10 protein-coding genes are annotated in these 12,945 nt (G+C 65.4%); 6 read left to right on the forward strand and 4 right to left on the reverse strand.

Going from position 1 to position 12,945, the window contains the following annotated elements; all coding sequences use genetic code 11:
- Nucleotides 1-75: 75 nt before the first annotated feature.
- Together H7F16_RS09930 and H7F16_RS09935 are read right to left on the reverse strand one after the other, a co-directional pair.
- Nucleotides 76-1,458 carry a sensor histidine kinase gene (locus H7F16_RS09930; RefSeq protein ID WP_185797395.1) on the reverse strand — a complete coding sequence of 461 codons (1,383 nt, stop codon included), beginning with the start codon at nt 1,456-1,458 and terminating at the stop codon, nt 76-78.
- The gene (locus H7F16_RS09935) at nt 1,455-2,132 is read right to left on the reverse strand and encodes a response regulator (protein ID WP_185797396.1); all 678 of its coding nucleotides are present in this window, start codon (nt 2,130-2,132) and stop codon (nt 1,455-1,457) included. The genes H7F16_RS09930 and H7F16_RS09935 overlap by 4 nt, the downstream gene beginning before the upstream one ends.
- 76 nt (nt 2,133-2,208) lie before the next feature.
- Here H7F16_RS09935 and H7F16_RS09940 point away from each other — a divergent pair, with 76 nt between their 5' ends.
- From H7F16_RS09940 to H7F16_RS09955, 4 genes are all read left to right on the forward strand, one after another.
- Entirely contained in the window at nt 2,209-3,273 is a 1,065-nt protein-coding gene (locus tag H7F16_RS09940) for an ABC transporter substrate-binding protein (RefSeq protein ID WP_185797397.1), read from the forward strand.
- A 110-nt stretch (nt 3,274-3,383) separates the two neighbouring features.
- Nucleotides 3,384-4,328: a tripartite tricarboxylate transporter substrate binding protein gene (locus H7F16_RS09945; RefSeq protein WP_185797398.1), complete on the forward strand. Its 945-nt coding sequence runs from the start codon at nt 3,384-3,386 to the stop codon at nt 4,326-4,328.
- Complete coding sequence (locus H7F16_RS09950) at nt 4,325-4,816, forward strand: tripartite tricarboxylate transporter TctB family protein (RefSeq protein ID WP_185797399.1); 492 nt, start codon at nt 4,325-4,327, stop codon at nt 4,814-4,816. The genes H7F16_RS09945 and H7F16_RS09950 overlap by 4 nt, the downstream gene beginning before the upstream one ends.
- Nucleotides 4,817-4,819: 3 nt before the next feature.
- Complete coding sequence (locus H7F16_RS09955) at nt 4,820-6,337, forward strand: tripartite tricarboxylate transporter permease (protein WP_185797400.1); 1,518 nt, start codon at nt 4,820-4,822, stop codon at nt 6,335-6,337.
- A 74-nt stretch (nt 6,338-6,411) separates the two neighbouring features.
- Here the strand turns inward: H7F16_RS09955 and H7F16_RS09960 are convergent, their stop codons facing one another.
- The gene (locus H7F16_RS09960) at nt 6,412-10,071 is read right to left on the reverse strand and encodes a vitamin B12-dependent ribonucleotide reductase (protein WP_185797401.1); all 3,660 of its coding nucleotides are present in this window, start codon (nt 10,069-10,071) and stop codon (nt 6,412-6,414) included.
- A 453-nt stretch (nt 10,072-10,524) separates the two neighbouring features.
- Nucleotides 10,525-11,439 carry a DMT family transporter gene (locus H7F16_RS09965; protein ID WP_185797402.1) on the reverse strand — a complete coding sequence of 305 codons (915 nt, stop codon included), beginning with the start codon at nt 11,437-11,439 and terminating at the stop codon, nt 10,525-10,527.
- Between the two features lie 138 nt (nt 11,440-11,577).
- Here H7F16_RS09965 and H7F16_RS09970 point away from each other — a divergent pair, with 138 nt between their 5' ends.
- Both H7F16_RS09970 and H7F16_RS09975 read left to right on the forward strand, forming a co-directional pair.
- Entirely contained in the window at nt 11,578-11,988 is a 411-nt protein-coding gene (locus tag H7F16_RS09970; protein WP_185797403.1) for a Fur family transcriptional regulator, read from the forward strand.
- Between the two features lie 2 nt (nt 11,989-11,990).
- Nucleotides 11,991-12,890 carry a DMT family transporter gene (locus H7F16_RS09975; protein WP_185797404.1) on the forward strand — a complete coding sequence of 300 codons (900 nt, stop codon included), beginning with the start codon at nt 11,991-11,993 and terminating at the stop codon, nt 12,888-12,890.
- Nucleotides 12,891-12,945: the final 55 nt, after the last annotated feature.

Raw genomic sequence — 12,945 nt, forward strand, 5'->3', positions numbered from 1 at the left:
TGAGTGAATATTCCGAAGCGATCCCTGCCCGCCGGCCGGCCTTGTTTGCAGGCGGTGCGCAAGCGGTCGGCGCGATCAGGTTGCGCGGGCCAGAACGACCGAGGCGCGCAGGCCGCGCCCGTTGGCACCGGCGCCGAGGGTCAGGCCCGCACCGAAGAGGGCTGCGATTTCCGCCGTAATGGCAAGGCCAAGACCATGCCCGCCCTGCCCTTCGGCGCCCTGCCCGCGCGATGCGCCGCGCCTTGGCTGGTTGGCTGTGGTCAGAAGGTCCGGCGGCAATCCGGGGCCGTTGTCTTCGACTTCGAGGTGCAGCCCCTGGGGCATTGCCGCAATCCGCACGGTCACGACCGCGCCAGTGCCTGCATAGGACAGCGCGTTGTCGATCAGGTTGCGCAGCATTTCCGACAAGAGGACGGGTTCGGCAAGGGCGAAGGCCTCGGAGGGGCCTTCGTAGCCAAGGTCGATGCCGCGTTGAAGAGCCTGGGGCACCATCGCGGCGGTCAGGTCCTTGGCGGTGGCGACAATCTCGACCTTTTGCAGCGCCGCGCCGCCCGCGGCGGCATCGACCCGCGCGAGAAGGAGAAGTTGCGCAAGCACCCGTTCGGCCCGTTCAAGCGCGGTCTGCGCCTTGGCCGTGGCGGCAGCGCTTTGCCCCGGTGTAGGGCTGCGCTCGATCAGGGCAAGCTGGGTGCGGACGACCGCCAAAGGCGTGCGCAACTGGTGGCTGGCGTTTCCGGTAAAGTTGCGCAGGGCCGCCAAAGCCTTGTCGAGGCGGGCCATGAAACTGTCGATGGCTGCGAGCAGGGGCGCCACCTCGTCGGGGACATCGGCGCGGACGGGGCGAAGGTCGTCGGGCGAGCGTTCGGCGATGGCAGCACCTAGCCGGTCGAGCGGGCGCAGGGCAAGGGTGACGGCGACCCAGACCACGACGGCAACGCCCAGCATCAGAACCGCCAGACGCAGCGCCGAGCGCAGCAGGATGGCGCGGGCCAGCGCGGCGCGGGCAAGGGTCGATTCGGCCACGGTGACGGCAAAGGGGATCGAGCGTTCGCCGGTCGAGACCTCGCGCATCAGGGTGGCGCTGCGGATGCCGACGCCGTTGTAGCGCCCGTCGGCAAAGGCGACCCCGCCGGCCGGAGCGGGGATGACGGCAAGATCGTCATATCCGGTCAGGAAGCGGCCCACGGGACCGTCGACGCGGTAGAACACCTTGTCCTGTGCCGTCGAGGTGAGCATTTCGAGCGAGGAATAGGGAAGATCCACCTCGAGCACGCCGGTTTCATCGACCGTCACCCGCTCGGCAATCGCGAGGGCCGAGCCGACGAGGACGCGGTCCGACACGCCTTGGGCGGTGCGCAGCGCCTCGCGCCAGGTGTCGAAGAGGGCGGCGATGCCGATCAGAAGCGTGGCCAGAAACAGCCAGAGCAGCAGGCGGCGGCGGAGGGAATAGGATTTCATCCGCCCTCGGCCGCCTTTTCCAGCAGGTAGCCGATTCCGCGCACGGTGCGCAGGCCAAGCCCGATTGGCGCGATGCGGCGGCGCAGGCGCGAGACATATTGCTCGATCGCGTTGTCGGACAGGATGTCGTCAAGCGTGGTGAGCGACTGGACGATGGCCTCTTTGGTCACCACCTTGCCCGCGCGCACGACCAGAAGTTCAAGAAGCGCCCTTTCGCGGGGCGGCAGATCGAGCGGCTGGTCATGGATGGTGAACTGGCGGCTGGTCAGATCGAGCGTCAGCGCGCCCATCGTGACGGTGGACGAACGCAACCCCGCCTGACGGCGCAGAAGCGAGCGGACGCGGGCTTCGAATTCGCGCACGTCGAAGGGTTTGGCCATATAGTCGTCGGCCCCGAGGTCGAGCCCGCGCACGCGATCCTCGGCGGCGCCGCGTGCGGTCAGGATCATCACGGCGGCAAGGTTCGAGCGGTTGCGCATGGCGCGCAGGACGGCAAGCCCGTCCATCTGCGGCAGGTTCAGATCGAGGATCACCAGATCGAACTGTTCGGCGGCGGCCAAAGCCTCGGCCGAGGCGCCGTCGTGGACGCAGTCGACGGCGTAGCCCGCCTGCGTCAGCAGGGCGAGAAGGGATTCGGCCAAGGGAAGATCGTCTTCGACCAGCAGCAAACGCATCGCATCCTCCACCCCGTCAGGCTAGGGCGTGGGCTTGCGGTTGTGAACCGGTCATGCATCGGGCATCGTGGAAAACATGGCACGGGCGCTTCTGGTCCTTTCCTTCTGCGCAGTCCTGTCCGGTCCCGCCGCGGCAGAGGTTGCCGGTTTCCCCGCGCGGGACGGCAGCAGGGGCGAGGAACTGGTGATCTATTCCACGCTCGACACGCCCCTGGCCGAGCCGTTGATCGCGGCGTTTCAGGCGGGCCATCCGGATATTGCGGTGCGCTACGAGGATTTGCTGGCAGGCGAGATCGCCGCGCGGGTGATCGACGAGACCCGGGCGGGCAAGCCCACGGCGGATTTCGTCTTTTCATCGGCGATGGACATGCAGTTGAAGCTGGCCAATGACGGATATGCCCAAGCGGTCGATGTGCCCGAGGCCCGGGGCTGGCCCGCTTGGGCCGCATGGCAGGATACGGCCTTTGCCCTGACCTTCGAGCCGGCGGTGCTGGTCTATCACAAGCCGAGCTTTCCCGATGGACCGCCGCAGTCGCGGCTGGAGTTGATGGACTGGCTGCGCCATGTACCGCAGGAAATGCGGGGGCGGATCGGCAGCTATGACATCGAGCGGTCAGCCGTCGGCTATCTGTTCCTTGCCCGCGATGCCGAACATTTCCCCGACATCTGGTCGCTGCTTTCAGGCATGGCCGAAGCGGGATTGCAGACCTTTCCCACCAGTCAGGATATCATCGACCGTGTGGCGGACGGGCGGCTGGTTCTTGGCTACAACATCCTCGGATCCTATGCCGCCGACCGGGCGCTGCATGCGCCCGACCTTGGCTTGGTGCTGCTGAAGGATTTTACGGTGGTCGTCTCGCGCGTTGCGCTGGTGCCGAGGGCGGCGGGAAATGCCGGGGCGGGACGGGCGTTTCTGGGCTTTCTGATGGGGCAAGAGGGGCAGACGCTGCTGTCGGAACGGTTGCGTCTGCCAGCGGTCAGCCTTCGGGTGTCGGGGGCGAACAGCGCGCAGGCGATGCAGGCGGCCTTGGGTGACCAATTGCGCCCCGTCGCGGTCAGCCCCGGAGTGCTGGTCTATCTGGATCAGGCCAAGCGGCGGCGGCTGATACGGCTGTGGCACGAGGCGTTGCAGGGCGAGTAGAGCGAAACGGGCCTTGTCAGCTTCCTGACAGGTTGGCCTGCGCAACTGTCGGCGGGGACGGCACGGGGAGGTGCCGCCTGGGATGACAACGCTCTGGGAGGAGTCACGACATGAAACACACGCTTTTGGGCGCGGTCTTTGCGGCTGCGGTCGCCCTGCCCGCCTTTGCCAATGACTACACGATCATGGCCCCCGCAGCCCCCGGCGGCGGCTGGGACAGCACCGCGCGCGCCATGCAAGAGGTGATGCAGGCCGAAGGGATCGCCGGATCGGTGCAGGTGCAGAACGTGCCGGGCGCGGGCGGGACCGTGGGCCTTGCGCAATTCGCCTCGACCGCCGCGGGAGATCCGGCGCAGCTGATCGTCGGCGGCTATGTGATGGTGGGGGCGATCCTGACCAATGCCTCGCCCGTGTCGCTGGCCGATGTGACCCCGATTGCCCGCCTGACCGGCGAGGCGGTCGGGATCGCCGTTTCGGCGGACAGCCCGATCACGGACATCAACGGGCTGGTCGAGATGATGAAGGCCGATCCGGGTTCGGTCAGCTGGGCGGGCGGTTCGGCGGGCGGTGTGGACCACATCACCGTGGGGCTGCTGGCCAAGGCGGCGGGGGTCGACCCGACCAAAATCAACTATGTCGCCTTTTCGGGCGGCGGCGAGGCGCTGGCGGCGATCCTTGGCAATCAGGTGACGGTCGGCATCTCGGGTGTGGGCGAGTTCCTGCCGCAGGTCGAAGCGGGCACGATGCGGATGCTGGCGGTTTCCACCGCCGAGAAATGGCCGGGCACGGATGCGCCGACGCTGATGGAATCGGGCTATGACGTGAACGTGCAGAACTGGCGCATGGTCGCCGCCGCACCGGGCCTGAGCGACGAGCAGAAGGCCGCCGTTGCCGCCGATGTGGACAAGCTGGCCAATTCGGCGGGGTGGAAGGCGATGCTGGAAACCAAGGGCTGGGCGAACACCTATCTTGCGGGTGCCGAGTTCGACACCCAGCTGGCGAAAGAGATCGAAACCACGACCGCGATCCTGAAAGACATCGGTCTGGTGCAATGATCCGCGTCCTGACCGCAACCAAGCGTCGCCCCGATGGGGCGGCGCTGACCATCGCCGTCGCTCTGGCGCTGCTGGGGGGCCTGCTGGTCTGGCAGGCCGCCGTCATTCCCGACAAGGGCGGTTATGCCGGAATCGGGTCGGGTGCCCTGCCCCGTTTCATCGGGATCGGGCTGTTCGCCCTGTCTGCTGCCCATCTCTGGACGGCGGTGAAGACCGGGGCTGACCCTATCGCAAGGCCGCATATGGGGCCGGTCGTCTGGATCGTCGGCGGGCTTTTGCTGCAGATCCTGCTGCTGCGCAGCGCTGGCTTTTCCATCGCCTCGGGGCTTTTGTTCGCGCTGACGGCGGCGGGTTTCGGCCGCCGCAGGCTGCTGGTCACGGTTCCCGTGGGTGTCGGGCTGGCGCTTGCGATCTATGGCGTCTTTGACCAGCTTTTGAAGCTGAAACTGCCTGCGGGGTTGCTGGAAACCCTGATCTTCGGGGGCTAGGCCATGTCGACATTCGATTTCCTGTTGCAGGGTTTGGCCGTCGCTTCGGACCCGATGATCCTGCTTTATGCGCTGATCGGGGTGACGCTGGGCACGGCCGTGGGCGTTCTGCCCGGCATCGGGCCTGCGCTGACGGTGGCGCTGCTGCTGCCGGTGACCTACGGGCTTGACCCTGCGGGGTCGCTGATCATGTTCGCGGGGATCTATTACGGGGGGATGTATGGCGGATCGACCACGTCGATCCTGCTGAACACGCCGGGAGAGAGTGCCTCGATCGTCACGGCGCTCGAGGGGAACAAGATGGCGCGGGCGGGACGGGGCGGGCCTGCGCTTGCGACGGCGGCGATCGGCTCTTTCGTGGCCGGCTTGATCGCCACGCTCGCCCTTGCCTTTCTTGCGCCCTATGTCGTGAAGCTGGCGCTGGTCTTCGGGCCGCGCGAGTATTTCGCGCTGATGATGCTGGCCTTCGTCACCGTCTCGGCTGCCTTTGGCGACAGCGCGATGAAGGGGCTGACCTCGCTTTTCATCGGGCTTGCGCTGGCCTTGGTGGGGATCGACCAGTTGACCGGACAGGCGCGGCTGTCGTTCGGCGTGCCGGAATTGCTGGACGGGGTCGAGGTGACCACATTGGCCGTGGCGCTGTTCGCCATCGGTGAGGCGCTTTTCGTCGCGTCGCAGGGCCAGAGGGCCGAGGACGGGATCATCGCGATCAAAGGGTCGGTCTGGATGACGCGGGCCGATTGGGCGCGGTCGTGGAAGCCGTGGTTGCGGGGCACCGTGATCGGCTTTCCCATCGGGGCGATGCCCGCAGGCGGGGCCGAGATCGGGACGCTGCTGTCCTATGCGGCCGAAAAGCGGTTGACCAAGCACCCCGAGGAATTCGGGCATGGCGCCATCGAGGGGGTAGCCGGGCCGGAAGCCGCGAACAACGCCTCGGCCGCCGGAACGCTGGTGCCCTTGCTGACGCTGGGCCTGCCGACCTCGGCCACGGCGGCGATCTTGCTGGCGGGGTTCCAGCAATTCGGGCTGCAACCGGGGCCGCTGCTCTTTGCCACCTCGCCGCAGCTTGTCTGGGGGCTGATCGCAAGCCTGCTGATCGCCAATGTCATGCTGCTGGTGCTGAACCTGCCGCTGATCCGGCTGTGGGTCAGCCTGCTGATGATCCCGCGCCCGTGGCTTTATGCGGGCATCCTGCTTTTTGCCACGCTCGGGACCATCGGGATGAACCCTTCGCCGGTCGAATTGTCGATGCTGCTGGTGTTCGGCATCCTCGGCTTTCTGATGCGGCTTTACGGCTATCCCATCGCGCCTGCGGTGGTGGGGTTGATCCTCGGGCCGATGGCCGAGCAACAGTTGCGCCGCGCTCTGGCGATTTCGCAGGGGGATTGGAGCACGCTGGTTTCCACCCCCGTCGCGGCGGGCATCCTGCTGGCGGCGACGCTGGCGCTGGTGGTGCCGTGGATCATGCGCCTGCGCGGCAAGGGCGCGGTTCTGGCGCAATTGGCCGCGGATGAGGATTGAGGTGCAAGCCTTTGATCGTGAAATGAAAACGGGGGGGTAGCGCCCCCCGTTCCATTGTGCTTTGCGCTTGCGGATCAGGAGCAGCCGCTCGTGCCGCCGCAGGTGTTGCACTTCATGCAGGTGCCGTTGCGGACCAGCGTGTAGTTGCCGCATTCGCCGCAAGGATCGCCCTCATACCCCTGCATCTTTGCCTTGGTGCGGGCGTCCATGCTGACCGTGCCGGTGGACAGCGCGGTCATCGAGGTTTCGACGAAGCTCGTCATGCTGACGGCATCCGACCCCGTGGGTTGCAGGCTCGAGGCCAGCCCGCCCTGGAACACCACCAGTTCTTGCGGAAGGCGCTTGCGCAGGTAGCCGGTCGAGGAGATCGACTTGAGCATCTCGATGGACTTCGAGGCCTGGTTCTCGCTGACTTCACCAAAGTTGCGCTTGCCCTCGTCATCGCCGCGGCCAAGGTCGTCAAAGGCCGCGCCGGTGGGTTTGACATGCGCGAGGTCGGTGCGGTCAAGGTAGCTGATCGCCAGTTCGCGGAAGATGTAGTCAAGGATCGAGGTCGCGTTCTTGATGCTGTCGTTGCCCTGCACCATGCCCGCCGGTTCGAAGCGGGTGAAGGTGAAGGCTTCGACGAACTCTTCCAGCGGCACGCCGTATTGCAGGCCGACCGAGACCGCGATGGCAAAGTTGTTCATCATCGCGCGGAAGCCGGCACCTTCCTTGTGCATGTCGATGAAGATCTCGCCCAAGCGGCCGTCGCCATATTCGCCGGTGCGCAGATAGACCTTGTGGCCCCCGACGATGGCTTTCTGGGTATAGCCCTTGCGGCGTTCCGGCAGCTTTTCGCGGTTGGTGCGGATCACATCGCGGTAGATGATCTTCTCGACGATCTTCTCGGCCAGAACGGCGGCCTTTTCCTGTGCCGAGCCGGTGGCGAGGATTTCTTCGGCCTCTTCATCATCTTCGACGAGCGCCGATGCCAGCGGCTGCGAGAGTTTCGAGCCGTCGCGGTAGAGGGCGTTGGCCTTGATGCCCAGCGAATGCGACAGCTCGTAAGCGGCCAGCGTTTCCTCGATCGTGGCCGAGTTCGGCATGTTGATCGTCTTGGAAATCGCGCCCGAGATGAAGGATTGCGCCGCCGCCATCATGTGGATGTGGCTTTCGACGGACAGGTAACGCTTGCCCGTCTTGCCGCAGGGGTTGGCGCAATCGAAGACCGAGTAATGCTCCGGCTTCAGGAAGGGCGCGCCTTCGAGTGTCATGGTGCCGCAGACATGGTCGTTCGCCGCGTCGATCTGCGCCTTGGTGAAACCGAGGTGCTTCAGCAGGTCGAAGGTGGGGTCGGCCAGTTTCTCGGCCGGGATGCCGAGGGTGCCTTTGCAGAAATCCTCGCCCAGCGTCCACTGGTTGAAGACGAAGCGGATGTCAAAGGCCGACGGCAGGGCGCTTTCGATCTTTTCCAGCTCGCGCGGGCCGAAGCCGTGGCCGATCAGCGCGGTGTGGTTGATGCCGGGGCAGTTGCCGATGGAGCCGTGGCCCACGGCATAAGCCACGATCTCGGCCACCTGCGACGAGGAATAGCCCAAAGCCTCGAGACCCGCCGGAACCGACTGGTTGATGATCTTGAAATAGCCGCCACCCGCAAGCTTCTTGAACTTGACCAGCGCGAAATCGGGCTCGATGCCGGTGGTGTCGCAATCCATGACCAGACCGATGGTGCCGGTGGGGGCGATCACGGTCGTCTGGGCGTTGCGGTAGCCGTGCTTCTCGCCCAGGGCCAGCGCCTCGTCCCAAGCGGATTTCGAAAGGGCGACAAGGGTTTGGTCGGGGCAGTTCGCGTGGTCCAGCAAGACCGGCTTCACGTTGACGCTGTCGAAATCATCCCGCGCATAGGCCGCGTTGCGGTGGTTGCGGATGACGCGCAGCATGTGATGCGCGTTGCGCTTGTAGCCCGAGAAGGCGCCCAGCTCGCCCGCCATCTCGGCCGAGGTGGCGTAGGAGATGCCGGTCATGATCGCCGTCAGCGCACCGCAAAGGGCGCGGCCTTCCTTGCTGTCATAGCCAAGGCCCATGTTCATCAGAAGGCCGCCGATATTGGCATAGCCAAGACCGAGGGTGCGGAAGTCGTAGGAAAGCTGCGCGATTTCCTTCGAGGGGAACTGCGCCATCATCACCGAGATTTCCAGCGTCACGGTCCAGAGGCGCGTGGCGTGGATATAGGCTTCCGCGTCGAAGCGGTTGTCCTTGAAGAAGGTCAGCAGGTTCATCGACGCAAGGTTGCAGGCCGTGTCGTCGAGGAACATGTATTCCGAGCAGGGGTTCGACCCGCGGATCGCCCCGTCCTCGGGGCAGGTGTGCCATGCGTTGACAGTGTCGTGGAACTGGATGCCCGGATCGGCGCAGGCCCAAGCGGCGTGGCCGACCTGATCCCACAGCTCGCGCGCCTTGACGGTCTTGGCAACCTTGCCGTCGGTGCGGCGGATCAGCGCCCAGTCGTCATCGGCCTGCACGGCCTTGAGGAAGGCATCGGTCACGCGGACCGAGTTGTTCGAGTTCTGGCCCGAAACGGTGATATAGGCCTCGGAGTCCCAGTCGACGTCATAGGTGGGGAATTCGATGCTGGTGAAGCCCTGCTTTGCGTATTGCAGGATGCGGTTGGTGTAGGTGTCGGGGATCATGGCCTTCTTAGCCGATTTGATCGCCGCCTTGAGCGCCCCGTTCTTGGCCGGATCGACCGAATCCTCGGCCGAGCCGTCCCACTGGCGGATCGCCGTGAAGATCTCGTTCAGCTTCAGCTCGTGCGCTTTGGACCCCGCGACGAGCGAGGCGACCTTCTGCTCTTCGATCACCTTCCAGTTGATGAAGGCCTCGATATCGGGGTGGTCCATATCGGCGATGACCATCTTGGCCGCGCGGCGCGTGGTGCCGCCCGATTTGATGGCACCCGCAGCGCGGTCACCGATCTTGAGGAAACCCATCAGACCCGAGGATTTGCCGCCGCCCGACAGCTTTTCCCCCTCGCCGCGCAACGACGAGAAGTTGGTGCCGGTGCCCGAGCCGTATTTGAACAGGCGCGCTTCGCGCACCCAAAGGTCCATGATGCCGCCGTCGCCGACCAGATCGTCCTTGACCGACTGGATGAAGCAGGCATGCGGCTGGGGATGTTCGTAGGCCGAGGAGGATTTGGTCAGCTCGCCCGTCTTGTGGTCGACATAGTAGTGGCCCTGCGACGGGCCGTCGATGCCATAGGCCCAGTGCAGACCGGTGTTGAACCACTGGGGCGAGTTCGGCGCGGCCATCTGGCGGGCCAGCATGAAGCGCATCTCGTCGTAATAGGCGCGGGCGTCGGCGTCGGTGGTGAAATACCCACCCTTCACGCCCCAATAGGCCCAGGCGCCTGCCAGACGGTCAAAAACCTGCTTGGCCGAGGTTTCGCCCACGAAACGTTCAGCTTCGGGCAGCGATGCCAAGGCGGCTTCGTCGGGGACCGAGCGCCACAGGAATTCGGGCACGCCCTTTTCCTTGACGCGCTTCAGCCGCGCCGGAACGCCTGCCTTGCGGAAGTATTTCTGTGCCAACACGTCGGCCGCGACCTGGCTCCATCCGTCGGGCACTTCGACTGCCTCGTTGCGGAAGACGATCTTGCCGTCGGGATTGCGGATTTCAGAGGTGGTGAGTGCGAAACCCATGGCGCCGTATGCGCCGGTGGCCTCGGTGGTAAACTTGCGTTCGATTTTCATCTGCCCCGTCTCCCGTTCATCTGCCGCGGGCTTCGCCCGTCGTGTTGCCGTTTCATGCGGACAAAGCCTCGCATCCCAGCCCCGAAGGGACAGGTTCCGGCGTCTGACCAGACGCCGTTTCAGGAATGCCAAATTGATCTGCCCGTTTATCACCGACCACTAAATGTTGTGGCCTTACTCGCTACCCCGTCAAGGTGTCGTAAGTGCCCCGAGATTTCAAACGGTTTATTTACCCTGAAGCGCGGATTTTGTGCTTGACGGAAAATCTGTCGCAGACTTGTCACGCAGCGGTTGTAGCGCCCCGCGCATGGCCACTGTGGGCGAAGCTGTGGACAAGCCTGTGCGGCATCGGCGGGCATCGCGCGTTCGTTGCGCGAAAAGCGTTGCGTTTGGCGAGGTTTGCCGCGCGAGGCTGCAAAAACGGATGAAAGATGCGGCGGCGGTGGATGGAATTTACGGGCGATTCCCTGCCGGTACGGGCTGCGGCGCGGGGCTGCGACGATTGATCAGCATGATTCCCGCAGCCACCAGCACCCCCGCCCCGAGAATCGCCGCCGTGATCTGCTCGTCGAACAGCAGCCAGCCCATGAACATGGCGAAGATCGGCGTCAGGAAGGAAAAGCTTGCCACCGTGGCCGAAGGGTAGACTGACAGAAGCCAAAGCCAGCAGATGAAGCCGCCTGCCACCACTATAGAGGATTGGAACAAGAGACCCACAATATGTAGTGGGTGCAGATCGCGGATCAGCGGACCGAAGGCGGGCGAGACCAGCAGCAGGACCGGCCCCGACACCAGCACCATCCAGAACAGCTGCATCTCGGGACCAGCCTCGCGCAGGCGCGACTTGCGCGCGACGAAAGCGGTGGCTGCCCAGCCGAACGCGCCGCCGAGCGCGTAGAGATCGCCCGTCAGGCTGCCTGCCGTATCGGGGCTGCGCGACAGGATCGCCCAGGCCGTGCCGACGAAGGCACAGGCCAGCCCTGCCGCCTTGAACGGGGTGATCCGCTCGCCCGGCAATCCGAAATGCGCCAGAAGGGCCAGCCAGACCGGCATGGAATAGAAGATGATCGAGGCGCGGCTGACCGCCGTGAGGTCGAGCGCGATGAAGAGGAACAGGAACTCGGCCGCAAAGACCGTGCCGATCAGCAGCCCCGCGCGCAGGTCGGCACGGCGCAAGACCGGCGGACGCCCGCGGAACCAGAGCCAGAGCCAGACGAAGCCAAGCCCGAGCACCGAGCGCAGACCGGCGAAAAAGACCGGTTGCAGCCCCTGATTGATCAGCTTGACCATGATCTGGTTGGCCCCGAGGAGCAGTGTGACCCCGAGAAGGGCGGCAAAGCCGATGCCGTCGAGCCGATCCTTGCGCATGGTGCTTTTCCTTGTGCAGCGCGGCAGCCTTCGGGCGGGCGGGCGGGCCTGTCAAGCGCGGGCACGAGCCGGAAAGCTCTGGCCCTGCCCCGCTGGATGGCTTAAACGCCGGTAAAGACCGAGACGAAGGCGCGACCGATGGCCGACATCATTGCCCGCTGCGAGGCCAAGGGCCTGCGGATGACAGACCAGCGCCGGGTCGTGGCGCGGGTGATCGGCGATGCCGAGGACCATCCCGACGTGGAAGAACTTTACGCCCGTGCGGTCAAGGTCGACCCGCGCATCTCGATCGCGACGGTCTACCGCACGGTCAAGCTGTTCGAAGAGGCCGGATTGCTGGACCGGCTTGAATTCGGTGACGGGCGCGCGCGCTACGAAGACGCCGAACGCGACCACCACGACCATCTTATCGACGTGAACTCGGGCGAGGTGATCGAATTCGTCGACCCCGACATCGAGGCCTTGCAGGAAAAGATCGCCGAGCGGCTGGGCTACAGGCTGGTCGGGCACCGGCTGGAGCTGTTGGGCATACCGGTCAAGAAAAGCTGAACATGGACCACCCACGCGACAATCTGCGCGGCATCCTTCTGATGGTCGCGGCGATGGCGGGGTTTGCCATCGAGGACATGTTCATCAAATGGGCTGCCGCCGGTTTGCCGACAGGCCAGATCCTGCTGCTGATCGGGCTTGCGGGTGCTGCGGTCTTTGCCGGTTTCGCACGGATGCAAGGGCAGCGGACCTTTGTGGCCGAGGCGTTCCATCCCGCCGTGCTGGGCCGGAACGCGGGCGAGATGATCGGCACCTACGGCTTTGTCACCGCCCTGACGCTCGCCCCGCTGTCGACGGTTTCCGCCGTGGCGCAGGCGATGCCGCTGGCCGTGACGATGGGGGCCGCGCTTTTCCTTGGCGAGACGGTGGGCTGGCGCCGCTGGACGGCGATTGTCGTCGGGTTTCTGGGCGTGCTGCTGATCATCCGCCCCGGGCTGGACGGGTTCGACCCGAACGCGCTTTGGGCGGTGCTGGCGGTCTTTGGCCTTGGCGCGCGCGATCTGTTCACCCGCAAGATGCCCGCGGCGATCACCACGATGCAGCTTTCGGTCTGGGGGTTCCTTGCCGTGGCGCTGCTGGGGGCGGGGATGCTGGTCATCTCGGGCGGCAGCCAGATGCCGAGCGGCGGTCAGGCGGCCTATGTCGGCGGAGCGCTGGCCTTTGGCATTGCGGCCTATTGGGCGCTGACGGCGGCAAACCGGCTGGGGGAAATGTCGGTCATCACCCCCTTCCGCTATTCGCGGCTGGTTTTTGGCGTGGGGATCGGCGTTCTGGTCTTTGCCGAACGCCCCGACGGGCTGACGCTGCTGGGCGGGCTGATCATCATCGGCTCGGGTCTTTACACCTTTGCCCGCGAGCGCGCCCGCAAACGCGCACTTTCCATGCAGGGCGCGAGGCGTTAAAGCACGCGCGAGAGCACCATTCGTCAGCCCGCCATAGCACGGCATAGGAGGCACC

Origin of the sequence: Paragemmobacter straminiformis, from assembly GCF_014243445.1 — a bacterium.
GTDB classification, from domain to species: domain Bacteria; phylum Pseudomonadota; class Alphaproteobacteria; order Rhodobacterales; family Rhodobacteraceae; genus Paragemmobacter; species Paragemmobacter straminiformis.

Bases quoted from the DNA above. Each gene is read 5' to 3' on its own strand.
- H7F16_RS09930 (WP_185797395.1), bottom strand. From the start codon at position 1,458: ATGAAATCCTATTCCCTCCGCCGCCGCCTGCTGCTCTGGCTGTTTCTG.
- H7F16_RS09935 (WP_185797396.1), bottom strand. From the start codon at position 2,132: ATGCGTTTGCTGCTGGTCGAAGACGATCTTCCCTTGGCCGAATCCCTT.
- H7F16_RS09940 (WP_185797397.1), top strand. From the start codon at position 2,209: ATGGCACGGGCGCTTCTGGTCCTTTCCTTCTGCGCAGTCCTGTCCGGT.
- H7F16_RS09945 (WP_185797398.1), top strand. From the start codon at position 3,384: ATGAAACACACGCTTTTGGGCGCGGTCTTTGCGGCTGCGGTCGCCCTG.
- H7F16_RS09950 (WP_185797399.1), top strand. From the start codon at position 4,325: ATGATCCGCGTCCTGACCGCAACCAAGCGTCGCCCCGATGGGGCGGCG.
- H7F16_RS09955 (WP_185797400.1), top strand. From the start codon at position 4,820: ATGTCGACATTCGATTTCCTGTTGCAGGGTTTGGCCGTCGCTTCGGAC.
- H7F16_RS09960 (WP_185797401.1), bottom strand. From the start codon at position 10,071: ATGAAAATCGAACGCAAGTTTACCACCGAGGCCACCGGCGCATACGGC.
- H7F16_RS09965 (WP_185797402.1), bottom strand. From the start codon at position 11,439: ATGCGCAAGGATCGGCTCGACGGCATCGGCTTTGCCGCCCTTCTCGGG.
- H7F16_RS09970 (WP_185797403.1), top strand. From the start codon at position 11,578: ATGGCCGACATCATTGCCCGCTGCGAGGCCAAGGGCCTGCGGATGACA.
- H7F16_RS09975 (WP_185797404.1), top strand. From the start codon at position 11,991: ATGGACCACCCACGCGACAATCTGCGCGGCATCCTTCTGATGGTCGCG.